The organism is Phycisphaerales bacterium, from assembly GCA_035627955.1.
Taxonomy (GTDB): Bacteria; Planctomycetota; Phycisphaerae; order Phycisphaerales; family UBA1924; genus JAEYTB01.
Genome location: DASPKU010000013.1, coordinates 100,213 through 117,921, shown reverse-complemented (window position 1 = coordinate 117,921; position 17,709 = coordinate 100,213). Strand labels below are relative to the sequence as shown.

15 protein-coding genes are annotated in these 17,709 nt (G+C 67.7%); 5 read left to right on the top strand and 10 right to left on the bottom strand.

What is annotated here, in order from left to right; translation table 11 throughout:
* The first annotated feature begins 57 nt into the window (after nt 1-57).
* The 3 genes from VD997_11610 to VD997_11600 are packed head-to-tail and all read left to right on the top strand — an operon-like array spanning nt 58 to nt 4,971.
* Nucleotides 58-1,206 (top strand): FIST N-terminal domain-containing protein, encoded by a 1,149-nt coding sequence (locus VD997_11610; protein ID HYE62632.1) that lies wholly within the window; start codon nt 58-60, stop codon nt 1,204-1,206.
* A gap of 4 nt (nt 1,207-1,210) precedes the next feature.
* Entirely contained in the window at nt 1,211-2,641 is a 1,431-nt protein-coding gene (locus tag VD997_11605) for an ATP-binding protein (GenBank protein ID HYE62631.1), read from the top strand.
* On the top strand, nt 2,638-4,971 hold the full coding sequence (locus VD997_11600) for an EAL domain-containing protein (GenBank protein HYE62630.1): 2,334 nt from the start codon (nt 2,638-2,640) through the stop codon (nt 4,969-4,971). Before VD997_11605 ends, VD997_11600 begins: the two co-directional genes overlap by 4 nt.
* 5 nt (nt 4,972-4,976) lie before the next feature.
* On the opposite strand, the gene VD997_11595 is transcribed toward VD997_11600, so the two are convergent.
* From VD997_11595 to VD997_11555, 9 genes are all read right to left on the bottom strand, one after another.
* Nucleotides 4,977-5,630 carry a DUF1579 domain-containing protein gene (locus VD997_11595; GenBank protein HYE62629.1) on the bottom strand — a complete coding sequence of 218 codons (654 nt, stop codon included), beginning with the start codon at nt 5,628-5,630 and terminating at the stop codon, nt 4,977-4,979.
* 56 nt (nt 5,631-5,686) lie between these two features.
* A complete protein-coding gene (locus tag VD997_11590; protein HYE62628.1) occupies nt 5,687-6,214 on the bottom strand; it encodes an SRPBCC domain-containing protein in 528 nt (175 codons plus the stop codon).
* 81 nt (nt 6,215-6,295) lie between these two features.
* Nucleotides 6,296-6,646 (bottom strand): metalloregulator ArsR/SmtB family transcription factor, encoded by a 351-nt coding sequence (locus VD997_11585; protein ID HYE62627.1) that lies wholly within the window; start codon nt 6,644-6,646, stop codon nt 6,296-6,298.
* Nucleotides 6,647-6,742: 96 nt separating this feature from the next.
* Nucleotides 6,743-8,749 carry a hypothetical protein gene (locus VD997_11580; protein ID HYE62626.1) on the bottom strand — a complete coding sequence of 669 codons (2,007 nt, stop codon included), beginning with the start codon at nt 8,747-8,749 and terminating at the stop codon, nt 6,743-6,745.
* Between the two features lie 167 nt (nt 8,750-8,916).
* Nucleotides 8,917-9,237 carry a hypothetical protein gene (locus VD997_11575; GenBank protein ID HYE62625.1) on the bottom strand — a complete coding sequence of 107 codons (321 nt, stop codon included), beginning with the start codon at nt 9,235-9,237 and terminating at the stop codon, nt 8,917-8,919.
* On the bottom strand, nt 9,227-9,754 hold the full coding sequence (locus VD997_11570; GenBank protein HYE62624.1) for a hypothetical protein: 528 nt from the start codon (nt 9,752-9,754) through the stop codon (nt 9,227-9,229). The genes VD997_11575 and VD997_11570 overlap by 11 nt, the downstream gene beginning before the upstream one ends.
* A 476-nt stretch (nt 9,755-10,230) precedes the next feature.
* A complete protein-coding gene (locus VD997_11565; GenBank protein ID HYE62623.1) occupies nt 10,231-11,412 on the bottom strand; it encodes a type II secretion system protein in 1,182 nt (393 codons plus the stop codon).
* A 4-nt stretch (nt 11,413-11,416) separates the two neighbouring features.
* Nucleotides 11,417-11,770: a hypothetical protein gene (locus tag VD997_11560; protein ID HYE62622.1), complete on the bottom strand. Its 354-nt coding sequence runs from the start codon at nt 11,768-11,770 to the stop codon at nt 11,417-11,419.
* Nucleotides 11,771-11,783: 13 nt separating this feature from the next.
* Complete coding sequence (locus VD997_11555) at nt 11,784-12,881, bottom strand: hypothetical protein (GenBank protein ID HYE62621.1); 1,098 nt, start codon at nt 12,879-12,881, stop codon at nt 11,784-11,786.
* Between the two features lie 373 nt (nt 12,882-13,254).
* On the opposite strand from VD997_11555, the gene VD997_11550 reads away from it, so the two are divergent.
* Complete coding sequence (locus tag VD997_11550; protein HYE62620.1) at nt 13,255-13,926, top strand: hypothetical protein; 672 nt, start codon at nt 13,255-13,257, stop codon at nt 13,924-13,926.
* Nucleotides 13,927-13,997: 71 nt separating this feature from the next.
* Here VD997_11550 and metG read toward each other — a convergent pair whose 3' ends face one another.
* Entirely contained in the window at nt 13,998-15,701 is a 1,704-nt protein-coding gene (gene metG, locus VD997_11545) for a methionine--tRNA ligase (GenBank protein HYE62619.1), read from the bottom strand.
* Nucleotides 15,702-15,912: 211 nt separating this feature from the next.
* On the opposite strand from metG, the gene VD997_11540 reads away from it, so the two are divergent.
* Nucleotides 15,913-17,667: a hypothetical protein gene (locus VD997_11540; GenBank protein ID HYE62618.1), complete on the top strand. Its 1,755-nt coding sequence runs from the start codon at nt 15,913-15,915 to the stop codon at nt 17,665-17,667.
* Nucleotides 17,668-17,709: the final 42 nt, after the last annotated feature.

The window sequence follows — 17,709 nt, the reverse complement described above, 5'->3', positions numbered from 1 at the left end:
GCGTGCCCCTTGCACGTCGATACCTGCCTGTCGGCGGGTTCGCGCAAGGAGCAATCCATGAGAACGTCTACCGCGGCCATCGAGACCTTCACCTACGACAAGAAGCGGGGCTGGAGCAACTTCCCGCGCATTGACTCCGGACGGACGCTCGTCGTCGCATTCGGTTGGAGCGGCCTGCGAGAGGACCCCGCACCTCTTCGCCAACTCCGTGAGGCGTTCCCGACCTCGCACATCGTCGGCTGCTCGACCGCGGGCGAGATCCAGGGCACAGGGCTCTTTGACGAGACCATCTCCTGCGCCGCAATCCGATTTGAGCACACGACCCTTTCTACCGTGAGCGCCCCGGTCCGCTCGCCAGAGGACTCGGCGCGGGCAGGGAACCTCATCGCCGAGCAGCTCATTCGCCCAGGGCTCCGGGGCGTGCTCGTGTTCTCCGACGGCCTCAAGGTCAACGGCTCGGAACTCGTGCGCGGCCTCGCCGCGGCGTTGCCGGCCTCGGTGGTCATCACGGGCGGGCTCGCCGGTGATGGGGCGCGCTTCGCCTCAACGTGGGTCCTGCGCGGGGGCGAGCCCAGCGACGGGCTGGTCACGGCGGTCGGCCTCTACGGCGATCGGGTCCGTATTGGGCACGGTTCCAAGGGCGGATGGGACGTCTTCGGCCCCGAACGGGTCGTCACCAGGTCCCGCGGCAACGTCCTGTTGGAACTGGACGGAAAGCCGGCGCTGCCTTTGTACAAAAACTACCTTGGTGACCGCGCCAAGGAACTGCCAGCCTCGGCGCTGCTGTTCCCGCTTTCTCTCCGGCGCGACCGGTCCGATCAGAACTCGTTCGTGCGCACGATTCTCGGTGTGGACGAGAAGGACCAGAGCCTGACCTTCGCCGGCGACATCCCCCAGGGGTACCTCGCTCAGCTCATGCGTGCGAACTTCGATCGTCTGGTGGAGGGCGCGGCCCAGTCGGCGCTGATGACCCGCAGCACCAACTCGAGCGAGCGGCCCTGCCTCAGCATCGCCGTGAGCTGCGTGGGACGCCGCCTGGTCCTGGGCGAGCGTACCGAGGAAGAGCTGGAGCGGGCGATGGAGGTTCTGCCCCAGGGCTCGGCCCAAGTGGGGTTCTACTCGTACGGAGAAATCTCGCCATTCGCAACGGGCGGTTGCGACCTGCACAACCAGACGATGACACTCACGACCATCACCGAGGAGTGAACACGTGCACGCGCTGGTCGTTCGACAGCTGAAGCGAGCCGGGCTCGCTTCCGATTCCCCGCCGGCCTCCGCGGAGGCGTGGTCCTCGTTCCTAGAGGCGGTAGCCCGGGCCTATGAGCAGGCCGACCACGACCGGTACCTGCTTGAGCGGTCGCTGGCCCTGTCCTCGGATGAGATGGGTCAGCTCTACCAGCAGCTTGCGGGCGAGCGCGACACAATTTCGGCTGTGATCTGCTCCCTCATTGAGGGCGTCTGCGCCGTCGACGAGAACGGGTCCATCCTGTTCATCAACCCCGAGGCCTGCCGCCTCCTTCAGGTGCCCGCGGCGGAGGCGCGCCCGGGGCGGATGCTCGCCGAGCTCGTCCACGCCCGCACCGCCGACGGTCAGCCTCTCGCTCAGGTGCTCGGGGCCGGCGCCTCTCCTGAGCGCACCTCGGAAGGAGCCCGCCTGCTGGTGCTTGGCGCGGAGGACCGCGTCGTCACCTTCACCGTCACTCCACTGGGCGAGAAGCAGCGCGGGGCCGTCCTCACGCTCCGGGACTTCACCGAACGTCACCGCCTGGAGACCGAGCGGGCGGAGCTGAATCGGCAGCTGCTTGAGGTGAGCCACCAGGCCGGCATGGCAGAGGTCGCGTCGGGCGTGCTGCACAACGTGGGCAATGTGCTTAATAGTGTCAATGTGTCAGCGACTCTGACTGAGGAAGCGGTGCGCGGCTCACGCTGCGGGCGCGTGACCCAGATCGCCGACCTGCTCCGGAGCAACGCCGGCCGCCTGCCCGAGTTCCTCGGCGCGGACCCCGCCGGATCAAGAATCATCGAGTACCTCCCCGAGCTGGGCCGCTCTCTTCAGCAGGAACGCGACGTGGTCCTGCAGGAACTCTCGAATCTCCGTAAGAGCATCGAGCACATCCGCGAGATCGTCGCCATGCAGCAGACGTACGCGAAGGTGAGCCCGGTGCGCGAGCGTGAGGACCTCGCCGCCCTGGCCGACGACGCCATCCGTATCACCGAGGCGGCGCTCATCCGGCACGGCGTGAAGGTCGTGCGCGAGTACCGCCCAGCGCCGCCGATCCGTGTCGAGCGCCACCAGATGCTGCAGGTGCTCGTGAACCTTCTGACCAACAGCAAGCAGGCCCTCTCAGAGACCCCGGGGGGCGAGCGGCGGCTCACGATCCGCGTCGAGCCGCGCGGAGTCAACGTGTGCGTCCGCGTCTCCGACAACGGGTGCGGCATCGCGCCTGAGAACCTGAGGCGCGTCTTCTGCCATGGCTTCACCACCCGCAGGGACGGGCACGGCTTCGGGCTTCACACCGCTGCGCTCGCGATCAAGGCGATGGGCGGGACCATCGGCGCAGCCAGCGCGGGGCCCGGGCAGGGGGCGGAGTTCACTATTGAAATCCCTGCCGACACGGGCGTGGAAAGGACAGCGGCATGAGCCACTCCATTCCCGAGCACCGGCGTGTGCTGGTGGTCGATGACAATCCTGATATTCACGAGGACTTCCGCAAGATCCTCGCGCCGCCGCAGACCGGCGGGGGAATTGCGGACCTGGAGGCAGCGATCTTCGGACAGCCCGCGGCGCCGGTGGAGGTTGAGCGGTACGACCTGAGCTCGGCGCACCAGGGACAGCAGGCGCTTGAACTCCTCCGCCAGGCCAAACGCGAGGGGCGCCCCTTCGCGCTCGCGTTCGTGGACATGCGCATGCCCCCCGGTTGGGACGGGCTGGAGACCATCGAGCACCTCTGGAAGGAGGACCCAGAGCTCCAAGTCGTGATCTGCACCGCGTACTCCGACCACTCCCGGGAGGACATCCTCAACCGCCTCGGTCGCACCCACCGCCTGATGCTGCTCAAGAAGCCGTTTGATACCTCAGAGATCGCGCAGTTCGCGTGCGCGATGACGGAGAAGTGGCGCGCTTCCAGGCACGCGGGCATGAAGCTGTGCGAGCTGGAGGAAGTCGTCCGCCTCCGCACCGCTGAGATCGCCAGCACCAACAAGCGTCTCCAGCAGCAGGTGCACGAGCTGGAGCTCGTACGGCAGGCGCTCGAAGAAAGCGAGGAGCGGTACGCGCTCGCGGCCCGTGGTGCGAACGACGGCCTGTGGGACTGGGACCTCCGCACCGACAAGGTGTACTGCTCCAAGCGGGCGCGCGAGGTCGCCGGGTTCGCGGATGACCAGCCGGCCGACAATCCGGAGGACTGGTTCGCGCGCATGCACCCCAACGACGCGCCGGCCGTCCGCAGGGCGGTGCAGGATCACCTCAACGGCGCCACCTCACACCTCGAGGTTGAGTACCGCGTGCGCACCAGCACGGGCCAGTACATGTGGGTGCTCTCGCGGGGTGTGGCCGTGCGCGATGAGGAGGGGTGTCCCGCCCGGATGGCGGGCTCAATCACTGACATCAGCCGCCGCAAGGAGAGCGAGGACCAGCTCCGGCGCGGCGCCTACTTCGACCGCCTGACCGGGCTGCCGAACCGCGCGCTCCTCCGCGACTGCCTGGAGCGCACGATCAAGGACCGGCGCGAGGGAACGTGCGCCGGGTTCGCGGTCCTCTTTCTGGACTTCGACCGGTTCAAGGTAGTCAATGACAGCCTCGGACACCTTGTGGGCGACCAGCTCCTCGTCGCCATTGCCGAGCGACTCTCACATTGCATCGCCGGCCTGCCCGGGCGCGGGCACACAGTGGCACGCCTGGGCGGCGATGAATTCGTGATCCTGCTCAGAGACGTCTGCACCGAGACGGAGGCGCTCGCCGCTGCTAACGCGGTCCACCGGGCGCTCCTCGATCCCTTCGTGCTCGCGGGCAACGAGCTGCACTCGACCGTCAGCATCGGGATCACGCTCGACAGGGCGGGGTACACCACCCCTGACGAGGTGCTTCGCGACGCCGACACCGCGATGTACCACGCCAAGTCCAGCGGGCGGGCCCGCCAGTCCTTCTTCGACGCGGCCATGCACGAGGCGGCGATCGCGCGTCTGCGGCTCGAGTCCGACCTCCGCCGCGCCATCATGCGCGGCGACATCTCCGTCCTGTACCAGCCGATCATTTGCCTGAAGACCGGCGGGCTTGTCGGCGTGGAAGCGTTGGCCCGCTGGAGCCACCCGGAGCACGGCCCGATCAGCCCGGAGCGCTTCATCCCCATCGCCGAGGAGACCGGCCTGATCGTGCCGCTCGGCGAGCACGTCCTCCGCGTCGCATGCAGCGATCTCCGCCGGCTGCGGGCAGCATGCCCCGACGCTGCCGCCGCTCGGGTGAACGTCAACCTGTCCAGCCGGCAGTTCGCGCAGCCTTCCCTGGTCGGGACCATCAGCGGCATCCTGAACGAATGCGGCGTACCCGCTCAGGCGCTCGCGCTGGAAGTCACCGAGACCGTGGTCATGGACGACTTCGACGCCGCCGCGGCCACTATCCGACGCCTGCGCGAGACCGGCATCGACGTGTACATGGACGACTTCGGGACGGGATACTCCTCCCTCAGCTGCCTCAAGTCGCTCCCGCTCTCGGGGCTGAAGCTCGACAGATCGTTTGTAGCCAACCTGGGGAGCACCGCGGCGATCCCGGCGATCATCCACGCGATCGTCACGCTCTCGGGCCACCTCGGCCTGGGTGTGGTGGCCGAGGGCGTGGAGACCAATGAGCAGCTGGCCAGCGTGCTCGCGCTGGAGTGCCACAAGGCGCAGGGCTACCTGTTCGGCAAGCCGATGAACCTGGAGCAGCTGCTGCAGTGGGTGTTGTCGCCGCCCTCGCGGGTGCTGGCCGCGTAGGGCGCTTACTTCGCCCGCTTGTAGGTGATCTCCACCACCGTGAACGGCTGCCCGTACTGCACCTCGTCGATGGTGAACTTGCGGGTGTCCTTGTCCACAAAGGTCGTCTGGAAGCGCACGGTCTTGTTGTGCTCGCCGGTCATGGGCTCGTCCATGCGGCCGAACATCGTGAGCACCTTGCCGGTCTGGTCCAGCGAGCCGGTCGAGGTGATCATGGCGGTTGAGTGGTTGTCCACCCAGGAGCTGACGAAGCACTTGTTGAAGTTGTCGTAGCCGATGATGCTCAGCCCCTTCATGGGCTGGCCCATCATGTCGCCGTCGACGCGCTCCTGCAGCCAGCGGCCCTCGAACAGCCACGACACCTCCGCACGCCCCTTGCTCTCCATCGCGGGGGCGCCGGGCATCATGATCTTCATCGTCGTGTCCCACGTGCCGATCCACTGCTCCAGAAGCTTGTGGTTGGCCCCCGGAGTCGACGCGGCCTCCATCGCCGCCATCATCTTCGCCATGTCCGGCTGCATCTGGTGGTCGGGCTGCGCCTTCTCCGGCTGGCCCTTCGCGGGAGCGCCGGACTTCTCCGGCTGCGCGAGGGCGATGAGCGAGCCGCCGGCGAGCAGCGACAGACCGATGAGGGCAGCGGGGCAGAGCGTGCACTTCATGAGAACTCTCCTTGGTTGAACCGGCCAACACGGCCGTGGGTGAACTTCATCGACCACTACTTCACGAACTCCGGCGGGATCGTCTTCGCCTTGTAGGTTCGCTTCTCCGGCGGGATCGCCCCCGGCTCGAACACGCCGTTCTTGACCCGGGCCAGCACCCGTGGCAGCAGCTTCTTGTGCATCCAGCCCCAGCCCATGTTCATGCTGATGAACGTGAAGATGGCCCGCGGCCCGATGTACGGCGTCTGCTCGAACACCAGGCGCGTGCCGCCGTTCTCCGCCGTCAGCGTCCACGACACCACCATCGGCAGCGGCTGCTTCATCGCCCGCTTCCCCGGCTTCTCAGGCCACGCGATCAGCCACGTGTACGCCAGCCGACGCGGCGGGTCGCACTCGGTCACCTCGCACTCCGTGTGCCCCTCACAGAACGGCATCGGATCCGTCATGAAGCGGAACTTGTGCCCCACCTCCGCCTTGAACGTGTTCGGCATCAGCCACTCCGCGATCGCACGCGGGTCGGTGATCGCCACCCACACGTCCTGCGGCGGGTACGGATAGAACCGCTCCTTGCGGATGCCCCTCATCGCTGCCCCCTCGCGGTCTTCGCCTCGATGCCTTGGTGCCTCATGCCCAGAACCCTTAAGGCCAACTGCCTCTCTTCCCTTTCAACCCTGCTTCTTCGCCCCATGCACCCGCGCCAGGTGCGCCCCCAGCGCGTCCAGCTTCTGCTCCCAGAACTTGTCGTACGCGCTCATCCACACCGCCACCTCGCTCAGCGGCTCGGGGTTGAAGCGGTACACCCGCGCCCGCCCCTCCTTCCGCGCCGCGATCAGCCCCGCTTCCCGCAGCACCCGCAGGTGCTGGCTGAACGCCGGCTGCGTCATCCGCTCCCCCGCCGCCGCGTCCATCAGGTCCGACGCCGTCGCCTCCCCGCCCCGCAGCGCATCCAGGATCGCCCGACGCGTGGGGTCGGCGATGGCGTGGAAGACGGACTGGTCCGCGGCGGCACGGTGCACGCGGAATATATACGCTAAAGCTTATCTGTTGTCAACAAGAAAAGCCGGGGCGGTCGGCCGCCCCGGCTTGGTGTGCTCTGTCAGCAGCGCGTCAGCTCAGCAGGGGCTGCCGCCCAGCACGCGAAAGAACGCCTCGATGTCCTGGTCCGTGCCGATGTCGCCGTCGCCGTTGAAGTCGCTGCCCTGGCAGAAGCAGGTATCGCAGCAGTTGCCGCCCAGGCACGCGAAGAACGCCTCGATGTCCTGGTCGGTGCCGCTGTCGCCGTCACCGTTGTAGTCCTGCGGCCCGCACTGGTTGCCGGGGCAGGAGACGGGCATGGTGTACCGCAGGGCGTTGGCCATCAGGATGGCCCCGTCCGTGCTCGCGTTCCACCCCGCCGAGCTGGCACTGGTGGAGTACGGCACGAAGCCAAGGTCGGCGCGGTTTGCACGGGTCGTGCTGACACCGACAAGCGTCTTGCCGTCCTGCCACGCGGCCACGCGCTGGCCGTGGCTGGTGAAGGCCGTCGAGGTCGGGCGGTGGTTCGAGGTGCCGCCCAGGAAGGAGTTCACGTTCGCCAGGATCGGGTGTTCCGGCAGGTCACGCGTGCCAATGCCCACGCCCGCCGCGCCGGTCGTGTTGCCGCCCTGCTGCGGGATGATCTGGTACGTCGCGTCCCAACGTCCCGCGAGGAAGCGGTTGGTCGTGGTGGTGCCAACCGAGAACATCGCGTTCACAAAGCCGCCGCCAGCGTCGACATAGTCGGCCAGGACGTTGCCCATCACGGCGCTATCGCTCAGGCTGCTGTTGGTCCACAGCAGCACGGCGTCGAACTGGCTGATGTACTCGAGCGTCGGGGTCGGGGCCGGGGAGGTGATCACCTTGGCCACCACCGCCGGGAAGAGGCCGGTGCCCTCAAGCTTGACCTTCACGTCGGTCACGTTGGCAGTGCTGTCCGCCGCGATCACCAGCACCGACCCGTCCGGCGGGGGCGCACAGCTCGTGCACGCCGTGCCGTTGCCCGAGTACGTGCCGCCCGCGGTGGCGCACTGGGCCTCGCTCAGGATCTGGCAGGTGTAATCGGTCGAGAAGCAGCAGGCGCCGGGCTGGGGGCAGTTGGCCGTCTGGCAGTCCGTGCCGTTGCCCCCGTAAGTGCCGCCGAGCGTCGCGCAGCTCACCGAGGTCGCGGCCATGCACGTGCCGTCCGGGAGGCAGCACGACCCGTTCGCCGGCGCCACATCGCTCACAACGAACTTGACCCAGATCACCTCGTACGCCCCGCGTCCGGCGGCCACGTCCACCGGCCCGAACTGGTCGGTGATCCGCAGCGGCATGTTGGCCACGTTCGTGGACGTGCTCGCCACCACCACGTTGGGGAAGTCCATCGCGGCCGTGGTCAGGGCCGTGTCGCCCGTGCCCGCGGACTGATCGTTCGCAAGGTTCGTGGGCGAGTACGCGACGTAGTACGTGCCGGGGGTGAAGTTGCGGGTGAAGGTCTCAGGGTCGTCGATGCCGTAATCCGCCATCGCGGTGAGGGTGCTGTCGTAGACCCACATGTCGTAATCGGTCGTCACCCCTGTCGGACGGGCGAGCGTGATGGCGCCCTGGTAGAACGTGCCCGCGTCGATCGGGGTGACGCTCTCGGTCGTCAGCGTCGCCGTGTAGTCCGAGGTCGTGCTCGTCGTACCGGTGACGCGAAAGTACAGCTGCTCCTGGCGTCCGAACCCATACCACTGCACGAACCGGGCGGGGGTGGTCGTCGTCGAGGAGGTCTGCACGGCGGCGTCGGTGCCCGGGTTGGGCGAGCCGCCCGTGCGGGTGAGGCCGCGGATCGTCGCGGTGTGGCCGGCGATCTCCGTCTCGACGAGGATGCGGTGCCGGTAGATGCCGGCGGGGGCCGAAGCCGTGGAGATGAGGAAGTAGTCCGCCGTGGCGGCGCCCACCGCGGTGGTCGAACTGCCGGTCGAGTTGCCGATGATCGAGGCCCCCGACGCGAGGTTGGGGATCGCGTTGGCGAGCGACTTGTTGTTGTTGTCCTCGGTCTCGGTGTTCTGGGCGAGCGCCATGGTGGACCCGGCGCACAGGGCCACCAGCGGCAGCAGTTGACGGTAGAGCGGCTTCATTCGATCTCTCCCAAAAAGGAAACAGCGGTTCCCACCCGGGACCCCGCTCACGGGGAAGCTACCACCAGCCCCCGGCAGAAGCAATCAAAACCATCAACCTCCCCACCCGCCGTCCATGGGCTTCCATCAGCGATCGCGTCAAATCCGGCCCCCCTCCACCGGTTCCGCTAGGCCCCCTTGCGTGCCCGCCCCGCGAGGGCCCCTGCGAGAACCCCGCCCGCAGGCTGTGGAGCTGGGCACGCCGCGTAGGCGGTCCGCACCTCCTCGATGTACCCCTCCCGCTGCACGGGCGCCTGCACCACCTCAACCTCCCGCGCTGGGCCTGCCGCGGGCTCCGCGCCCGTTCCGCTCAATGGGTACAGCGCCCCAATCCGCGCCTCCACGCTCGCCACCACCGCCGCCCGCTCCTCCCGTGGCACCAGCAGCAGCGCGCCCAGCCACCGCCGCGCCAGGTCCGGCGTCGCCGGCTGCAACAGCTCAACCAGCATCCGGAGGTGGTCGCCGGGTGATGGACTCGGTGATCGACTGGGCCCGAGGGGCAGGATCGGTGGCAGGTGGTGGGGCATGGGTTGGTCCCTTGGCGCCGTGCGGCGCCGGCGCGGCATGCGTGTGGTGGCTCGCGGCTGGCGGCTGAGGATGGACGTGCGGGTGGCCGTCGGCCCGCAGCCGCGCTTCCATGGTCTGCAGGAACAGCTCCAGACGCTCGACCCGCACGATGAGCGTCTCCAGCGTCGCCGACATCGCGCTGAGCAGCTCCGTCACGTTGGCCTCGCGCAGGGCGTGCGTGCGGATCTCCCGGCGGTGCACCGGCCCGCGCCCGGTCAGCAGCCACTCGCCGTTCACCCCCGTCTGGGCGCACAGCGACGACAGGAACTCGGCGCTGGGCGACTGCCCCAGCATGTACCGCCGCACCGTCTCCGCGCTGGTGGAGGTCATCGCCGCGAGCTCGCGGTACGTCCGCTCCCCCGCCGCGACCTTCAGCCGTTCGTGAAGTGTTTGAGCCATGCCCGTGATTCTACCAGAATCCGCCGCTCCGGTTCGGGTTTTGGCCTACTCCACAGAACATCCACCGTCCAAGTTGCTGGAACGACGCTCGCCGCCGCCCTCTTCCCCAACCCCGCCCGCCCTTCTGCTCGCCCCGCCGCCCGCCACGTCCCAGAAAAGCCGCCCTGGGCCCGCGGGAACCTATTCGGGAGGCCGCGGGGTTGTTCCTATCCCGGGATCGGAAGGTGCTATCTCGGGATTGGGAAGCGCTCCCCCGGGGCCGGATGGCACCACCCCGGGATTGATTGGTCCTACCTCGGCGTACAGGCGCGCTCTCCCGGGATTGGAACGCGCTATCCCGGTGTGGGGAGGTGCTAGCCCGGGAATGAGAGGTGCCATCGCGGGATGGGAAGGATGGTGGCCCGGAATGGTCCTTGGCCTGACCACCCATTGGAGCCCCTCGAAGATCGGGCAAACGCAGGGCCGCGTTCTCCCGTTCAATCTCTGTCGCGGCCAAGCACCCCGTCAATGGTCATCATTCCCGGCGAATCGTAGCCGAAGGAGCCTCCCGCCCATTGTCCGAGGCCCTGGGGGTACCCGCGCCGCACGTTCGGTCCGGGTACCTCGAAGGCCGATCCGTCGGTGAAACACAAGGGAGCCATTCGATCCCAGATGCGCAGTTCGGGCCCTTCACCCCATAACTTCGATGCAAGAAGAACCGCTTTGCGGTCAGCGAAAGCCACCTCAGAAATCTTCGTCGCGCGGAACTGGTCGCGCGTGGCGAGCCGCGACTCTCTCCTCCAGAACGCCGGGTCCGCGAGGAAGGCCGGCGAGTACCAGAAGGACGTGACCGCGCTTGCCATGGCGCCTCGCTCCTGGAACATCGGCGAAGTAAATGGCGAGTGGTACACCGGACGCGCCAAGGCCAGATGCCACGACCACATCGGTGCGAAGTAGCTGAGCGAGAAGACATCCCCGTCAACGCGGACGATCGAGCGTGTCGCCAGCGGGTCCGTTATCGCCGGCATGTGGTCGCGCCAATCGGCGCTGTAACCTGCAAACGTCACGGCGTGCGACCGGAGAGAGGCCGTCGTCGCGACCCGCGCTGCCCGCTTGCGGAAGCTCCCGATCGAGGGCAGGAAGAGCGCGACCAGGAGGGCCACTATCGCGATGAGGACCAGCGTTTCGATCAGCGTGAATCCACGGCGATTCTCCGGGGCTCTCGCTTCGGTCGGTACCGTTGGAGGTTTGGAGGTGATCACCAAGGGCGCCAGCAACGCGAGCATCAGCGCCACATTGCGTCCGATGACGAGGGGCCATTCCGCAACCACTTCGCGGAACCGAAGCACCATGCTGAAACAGCCGCAGTCAGGAGGCTCGGCCCAAGCAAGGTGGCACGCGTAAACCCCCGTGAACGCGGTCAACAAGCAGAAACCCACTATGGCCGCCCGGCGCGGCCATAGTGGGTACATTCCGGCCACCGCAACTTCCATGGCTGGAACCGCTAGCGCGATGGTCCCGCGGGAGCCATCCGGGAGCAGGGTCCAGCCGGAAAGCGCGGCCTTGAAGCTGGGCAGGTCCATCAACTTCAGGCCCCCGGCGACGCCGAGCGTCACGATCGCACACGCCTGGAGAAACCAGAGCACGCCACGCATGAAGCTGTTCCGGGTGAGTGACATCACGTCAGTTCGGAGGGGGGCAGGGTGCGCCGGCAGCGCGGCTGCACGCGGCCGTGTAGGTGATGATGCCGAGAGTATCGTTGACGCAGTTACCCTCCGCGTTCTTCACTCGCCCCTGCCACTTGCATACGGCCGAGCTCGGAGTGGACGACGTGAGGCCCTTGGCGACGATGCTGGTCTGCGGGCAGTCCGCGTTCTCGACCACCGTCGGGGGGCAGGGCGGGCTGGAGGGCCAGCCCGCGAAGTCGCAGGCCTTGGGCGACTTGTTCTCCTCGATGCACTTGGGATCTTCTCCCGCGTACGCACTAGCCAGGCTGAGGCTCACGATGAATGCCGCGACGCTCAAACGGGACTTCATAGAGGACTCCTGTTCAAACTCCAACGGACGAGGACCTACGCAGTCTTCTTCCGATGAGGCCCGCGAAAACGAGAACGAGGACCCCAGCGGTCACCCACCCGGCGCGCCGAAGTGAGGTTGTCTCCCCAGGCTCCTCCAGTGAGACCGGGGCCCTCTCAGGGTCGGTTGGGAAACTCGCTTCCATCCGGCCCGGTCGCAGGTCATAGACCCTTGCCACCGTCACGGGCCCGCGCAGGACGTCCGCGCCGTCCACTTTCGGTGTAGCCGTCGCGGTTTGAAAATCGCTCTTCGTGAGAGGACGAATGCTCACGAACTTCGTGGATGCCGTCGGCCGACCGTCGGGCCGATGCTCGATCGCGTCCGCCGCGATCCATAGATCGCCGTGCCGCGCCCAGCCGCTCATGACCCGCTCGGTTCCGACGAACGCTGGGTCCGGGCCGCGCACAAGCCTGTAGCTGGTCACAAACCCTCGAGCGGCTGTCTCGTCCCACGTTCCACGAAACGTGTAGGTTCGATCCGGGTTGGAGAAAGTACACTCCCACTTATCTCCGTTCATGACCACAGGCCCCCGAGTGAGACCCAGTCGTTTCGGTAGAGATAAGCCGCCGAAGAGGATATCTTGGGCGACGGTTTCGAACTCCGTCACCAAGCTCAGGTAATCCTGGTTCGGCGGGAATGACTTTGGATCAACGATTGTAAGCTGCTGCGCCGTCAGTGCCCACGCCCCATCCGCCGTCACGGCAAAGTCAGCGTAGGGGAGCTCCTTATCTTCGTACTTGTACGTCGTGGAGAGTCGCCAGGAAACGGGCGACTCCCAGTGCACGTGCACGACGATCTCGTCAGGCTTTTCGAGGCGACGCTTCGCCGTCTCAAGCTGCCCATGGAGGGGGTGATCCGGCTTCCCTGCCACTTCGCGCTCCAGGGCGGCGACCTGCGCCGCGGAGGTCGCCGGGTACAAGCGGCGTTGATAGACAATTTCGAAGCGCGATTCGCCATAATCAGCCCCGCTGCTGGCCTGCTGGTCGATCCAGCCCGTGACCGCAGCCGGCGATTGTGCGTGTGCGCCGGCACTGAGAAAAATGGCAGCGGCATATACCACCATGCATTTCATACCAATGGTCTACCAGCCGCGAGCTCGCACCACAATGGAAATTCGAAAAAAGACACTTTGCGAAGCACATGCAATGACTGATCAAGCACTTGCGCGACACACCACTCCTCACCAGTTTACAAAATGACACATGGTGCTTGCGTCAGGTCTGAGCGTGATCGATCACTCGCGAATCGTGGAAGTTTGAGTGAATCGTCCTCGTCTGTCGCCCGATGCACTGCTTACCTCGCGCCCGCCGCTTGTTGCGGGGGGGTCCACGCGGGGTGCGTTCTTCGGCTCTGCCGCTGCCGGGGCGGGGCGATCGATGAGGGGCGCCAGTGCTCGGTGTCCCGCGGGAATAGACCCCCGCGTGGACGCGAAAGGTGGGACCCGCATGCCGGGCTCCAACATGCCCCAGTCGAAGCGGGATCTGCTTCCCTGGGCGCTCGCGCACGCCGACCAATGGGTTTTGAACGCTGCGCAGATCGGGGTCCCCCCCGCGACCGCCCTCGCGTTCAAGACCCTGGCGGGCACGTTTTCGTCAACATCGGGGGCGGCGGATGCCGCCCGTCAGGCCAGCAAGGATGCAACCTTGGCCGACGACAACTCCTACACCACTGTCCGCGCCATGGGCGGGCAGCTTGTCAACATGATCAAGGCCTACGCCGAAGCCAACAATGACCCCAACGTGTACGTCCTCAGTGGCCTCAAGCCCAACAGCGGCCCGGGCGTTGTCCCGAGCCCCGTGGCTCCGGACAAGATGACCATGACCGTCAACGGCGACGGCTCGGTCACCCTCAAGTGGAAGGTCACGCAGCCCGCCGGGTGCACCGGCGTGCAGTACCGCGTGCTCCGCAGGCTCGGGGGCGAGGACAACTTCAGCCTCATCGGTACGTCGGGGAGCAAGAAGTCCTTCCAGGACAAGACGATCCCCTTCGGCACCGACAGCGTCGCGTACCAGGTCCAGCCCTGGCGCGGCGAGGTGGAGGGCCCGGTCAGCATCCAGTTCGGCTTCCAGTTCGGCACCGGCGGCGGTGGCAACCTGAACGTCAAGCTGGCGGCGTGACCGTCGTTCTGAGTTTGTAATCTCTCTCCGCAAGGGCCGGCGTGGCAGCGCCGGCCCTTGTTCATTGGCCCTCACGCCGGCGGCGGCACCGCCCCGTCCGCCCGCATGAACAGGATCTCGCCCTTGGTGATCGCCTGCCCGGGCTTGAGGGCGTGCGGGCCGGCGAAGCGCGCCAGCTCGGTGAGGGGCACGCCCGCGGGCGGGGCGCAGCTCCACGTGCGCCACAGGGCCTCCATCTTGGCGGGGATCGCCGGGGCCATCAGCAGGCTGGCGACCCGCACGGCCTCGGCGCAGTGGTAGAGGATCTGGCCCAGCCCCTCGCGGCTCGCTTCGCCCTTGTCCACCAGCTTGGCCAGCGAGAAGGGGCGGGTGGCGTTGATGTAGATGTCAACCTGCCGCACGAGGTCCACGGCGTGCCCCAGGGCCCGCGCGATGTCGCACTGCTCGACGGCGGCGATGGTGTCGCGCACGCTGGCCTCGATGAACTTCGGCCAGTCGAACACGTGGTGCACCTCGCCGGTCTCGGTCGCCTTCTCCGTCACCTCGTGCGTGAGCCTGCCCATGTGGTCGGGCATCACGCCGCCGAAGTACTTGTCGATCATGTTGCCCACGCGGCTGGCGCAGTTGCCGATGCCGTTGGCGAGGTCCGCGTTGTAGACCTCGACGAACTTGGCGTGCGAGAAGTCGGCGTCGGTCGCTGACAGCGGCCCCTGCGTCAGCAGGTACCAGCGCAGGGCGTCGACCGTCACAGGCAGCTTGTCCTTGTTGGGCGCCCACGCGGCGTACGCCCGGATGGTCTCGAGGTCGATGAAGTTGCCCAGGGTCTTGGACATCTTCTTGCCGTCGCGGGTGTAGTGGCTGTGGGCGTAGATCATCCTGGGCAGCGGCTCGCCCAGGGCGTGCAGCATCGCCGGCCAGATGACCGCGTGGAACCACAGGATCTCCTTGCCCATCAGGTGCACCGTGGGCGGCCACAGGTGCCGGCGCTCGGGCGTGTCCACCGCCGTGAGATAGTTGAAGAGCGCATCGATCCACACGTAGATGCGGTGGCCCTCGTCCCCGGGCATGCGGATGCCGAACTGCGTCGCGGGGTCGTCGGTGACAGGGCGCGTGATCGGCACGTCCTGCAGGCCCTCGCGCAGGCGGCCCAGCACCTCGTTGCGGCGGGCCTCGGGCTCGACGCGGATGGTGCCGTTGCTGATCGACTGCTCCAGCCACGCCTGGTACTTGCTCAGCTTGAAGTAGTAGTTGGGCTCCTTGCGGCGCACGAGGGGCCGGCCCGTCACGGCGGAGACGTAGTTCTGCTCCTTGGCCTTGGTCTCGGTGACGTACGCCTCCTCGTTGACGTCGTACCAGCCCTCGAACTCGCCGCGGGCGATATCGCCCTTCTCCAGCAGCTTGCGCAGGTAGCCGCTCACGCGGGTTTTGTGCCGCTCCTGCGTGGTGCGGATGAAGTCGTCGAAGGTGTAGCCCAGCTCGGTGAACACCTGCTGGAACGCGGCGGCGTTCTGGTCGGCCCACTGGATCGGGCTGAGGCCGTGCGAGGCGGCGGTGGTGACGACCTTCTCCGCGTGCTCGTCGGTGCCGGTGAGCATGAAGACCTGCCCGCTCGACCCCGGCCCGCCCGCCGTCGGCAGCCCGCGGACCATCCGGTGGAACCGGGCGAGGTAGTCGGCCAGCAGCGTGGTGTAGCAGTGGCCGATGTGCGGGCGGTCGTTGACGTAATAGATGGGCGTCGTGATGTACGTGGGCGGGGGCGTGGGGGTCTGGGGCATGCTGGGGGAGTCTATGGCGAATAAGAACCCCAACCGTCAGGGAGGGCATCGCCGCGCTTCGCGGCGATACTCCCCATCACGCCACCAGCCACCACGCACGCGCTCGCCTCCTGCGCTCAGTCCTAACCCCCCATGAGCCCCCGATGAACAGAGCCCGCCCCCGCCGCTCGTATAATTGACTCCGAGGCACCAGCGCCCAAGGAGCCCACGCATGACCCGCACCGCTACTCTCGCCGCCCTCGCCCTGCTCGCCGGCGCCGCCCCCGCACTCGCCCAGAACGCCCTCGGGGACGGGCGCGGGCTGGAGCGCGACCTCCGCGTCGGCGGCAGCGGCAACTACGCCCGCCCCGACTTCATGAACGAGGTCCGCGCCCGCAACGCCCTCGTCACCGGCAACGCCGGCGCGGGCGCCTCCCTCCGCATCAACCCCGGCTACACCGCCCCCGACGAGTTCCGCGGCCAGCTTGGCTCCGACGACCTCTTCCGCTTCCGGCGCGACTCCATCCAGTCCTCCCCCGGGTTCCGCGGCACGCAGGGCCTCCAGTACCAGTCCGCCTACAGCATCGGCAACTCCGCCCGCCAGACGCCGATCGTGACTCGCCTGGACCAGTTCAGCTCGGGCAACGAACTGCCGCGCGCGGGCTACACGGCCCGCAACCAGTTCGCCCCCGCCCGCGTCCGCAGCGACAACCCTTACGCGCCGACGCAGGTGGATTACAACGACTTCGAGGCCCCGCCCAGCGCCTACGCCGCGCCCGCCGTGGGCACGTTGCGCTCCACCAGCGCGTTCACCTCAACGATCGGCCTCGCGCCCGCGGTGGTCGGCATGCAGCTGGACGACAATGGCCTCAACCGCTTCACCGCCTCCAGCCTGCGGGGCCTGCGCGATGAGCGTGCCGACGCCCGCGACCGCCTCCCCGACAACCGCCTCACCGCCCGCGAGCTGGCCGAGCGCAACAACGCGGCGCCCGCCAACACGCTCAACCCGGACCTTGGCCCCGCCGGCCCCAACCTCTCGGCGGCCGCGCCTGCGTTCCGCACCTCCTACGACGACCTGCGCCTGCGGCTGAACAACCTCACGCCCACTCCCCGCGCCGAAGAGACCGAGCGTCCGCGCGAGGAAGAGCGCCGCGAGGAGCGCCCCGCCCCCGAGCAGGGCCCCAAGAGCAACATCCCCGACTGGGAGCGCCGCATCAATGACCTGCGCGAGCGCCTCCGCGAGGGTGAGCCCGAGCCCACCTCGACGACCCCTGAACGCGACGCGGCGCCCGTTCCAACGGATCAGGCCCCCAAGCCCGGCTCCGCCGCGGACCTCGAGCGCCTGCGCCGCGAGCGCGAAGAGGCCCGCGTGAAGCGCGCCCAGGAAGAGCGCGAGAAGCGTCGCCGCACTCTGGGCGGCCTCGACGACGAGACCATCGATGTCATCAAGAAGGGCGGCGGCGAGGCCAAGAGCTACACCACCGGCACCCCCGGCTCGCTGTTTGACGTGCACGTCCGCGAGGGTGAGGACGCCCTGGCCAAGGGGCGGTACTTCGACGCCGAGGAGCGCTTCGCCCGCGCCCTGGCCATGCGCCCGGGCGACGTCACCGTCATGTCGGCACGTATGAACGCCCAGATCGGGGCGGGGCTCTACCTGTCGGCCGCCGTCAACCTGCGGCAGCTGCTCGAGACCCACCCCGAGGTGATCGCCGTCAAGTACACGGGCAACACCATGCCCGCCCAGACCCGCCTCACCACCCTCAAGGACGAGCTGCGGCGCGCCATCGACAAGGCCCGCAACGACAAGGCCGCCATCCCCGAAGAGAGTGCCCTCCTGCTCGCCTACATTGGGTACCAGACCACCGACCGCGCGGCGGTTCGCGAGGGTCTCGATACACTGGCGCAGGCTCCCAGCGGGGCGCGTGACCCCCTGCTCCCGGTTCTCCGCCGGGTGTGGCTGGAAGAGACCACCGACGTCGGCAAGTGACAGGAAAGCAGGACGCGGCGTACGGAAACGCCGCTGCGGTAG

What these genes read in the sequence shown, in the direction of transcription:
- VD997_11540 (HYE62618.1), top strand. Translation starts at nt 15,913, where the DNA reads ATGACCCGCACCGCTACTCTCGCCGCCCTCGCCCTGCTCGCCGGCGCC.
- VD997_11560 (HYE62622.1), bottom strand. Translation starts at nt 11,770, where the DNA reads ATGAAGTCCCGTTTGAGCGTCGCGGCATTCATCGTGAGCCTCAGCCTG.
- VD997_11610 (HYE62632.1), top strand. Translation starts at nt 58, where the DNA reads ATGAGAACGTCTACCGCGGCCATCGAGACCTTCACCTACGACAAGAAG.
- VD997_11600 (HYE62630.1), top strand. Translation starts at nt 2,638, where the DNA reads ATGAGCCACTCCATTCCCGAGCACCGGCGTGTGCTGGTGGTCGATGAC.
- VD997_11590 (HYE62628.1), bottom strand. Translation starts at nt 6,214, where the DNA reads ATGAGGGGCATCCGCAAGGAGCGGTTCTATCCGTACCCGCCGCAGGAC.
- VD997_11595 (HYE62629.1), bottom strand. Translation starts at nt 5,630, where the DNA reads ATGAAGTGCACGCTCTGCCCCGCTGCCCTCATCGGTCTGTCGCTGCTC.
- VD997_11570 (HYE62624.1), bottom strand. Translation starts at nt 9,754, where the DNA reads ATGGCTCAAACACTTCACGAACGGCTGAAGGTCGCGGCGGGGGAGCGG.
- VD997_11565 (HYE62623.1), bottom strand. Translation starts at nt 11,412, where the DNA reads ATGTCACTCACCCGGAACAGCTTCATGCGTGGCGTGCTCTGGTTTCTC.
- VD997_11550 (HYE62620.1), top strand. Translation starts at nt 13,255, where the DNA reads ATGCCGGGCTCCAACATGCCCCAGTCGAAGCGGGATCTGCTTCCCTGG.
- metG (HYE62619.1), bottom strand. Translation starts at nt 15,701, where the DNA reads ATGCCCCAGACCCCCACGCCCCCGCCCACGTACATCACGACGCCCATC.
- VD997_11555 (HYE62621.1), bottom strand. Translation starts at nt 12,881, where the DNA reads ATGAAATGCATGGTGGTATATGCCGCTGCCATTTTTCTCAGTGCCGGC.
- VD997_11580 (HYE62626.1), bottom strand. Translation starts at nt 8,749, where the DNA reads ATGAAGCCGCTCTACCGTCAACTGCTGCCGCTGGTGGCCCTGTGCGCC.
- VD997_11575 (HYE62625.1), bottom strand. Translation starts at nt 9,237, where the DNA reads ATGCTGGTTGAGCTGTTGCAGCCGGCGACGCCGGACCTGGCGCGGCGG.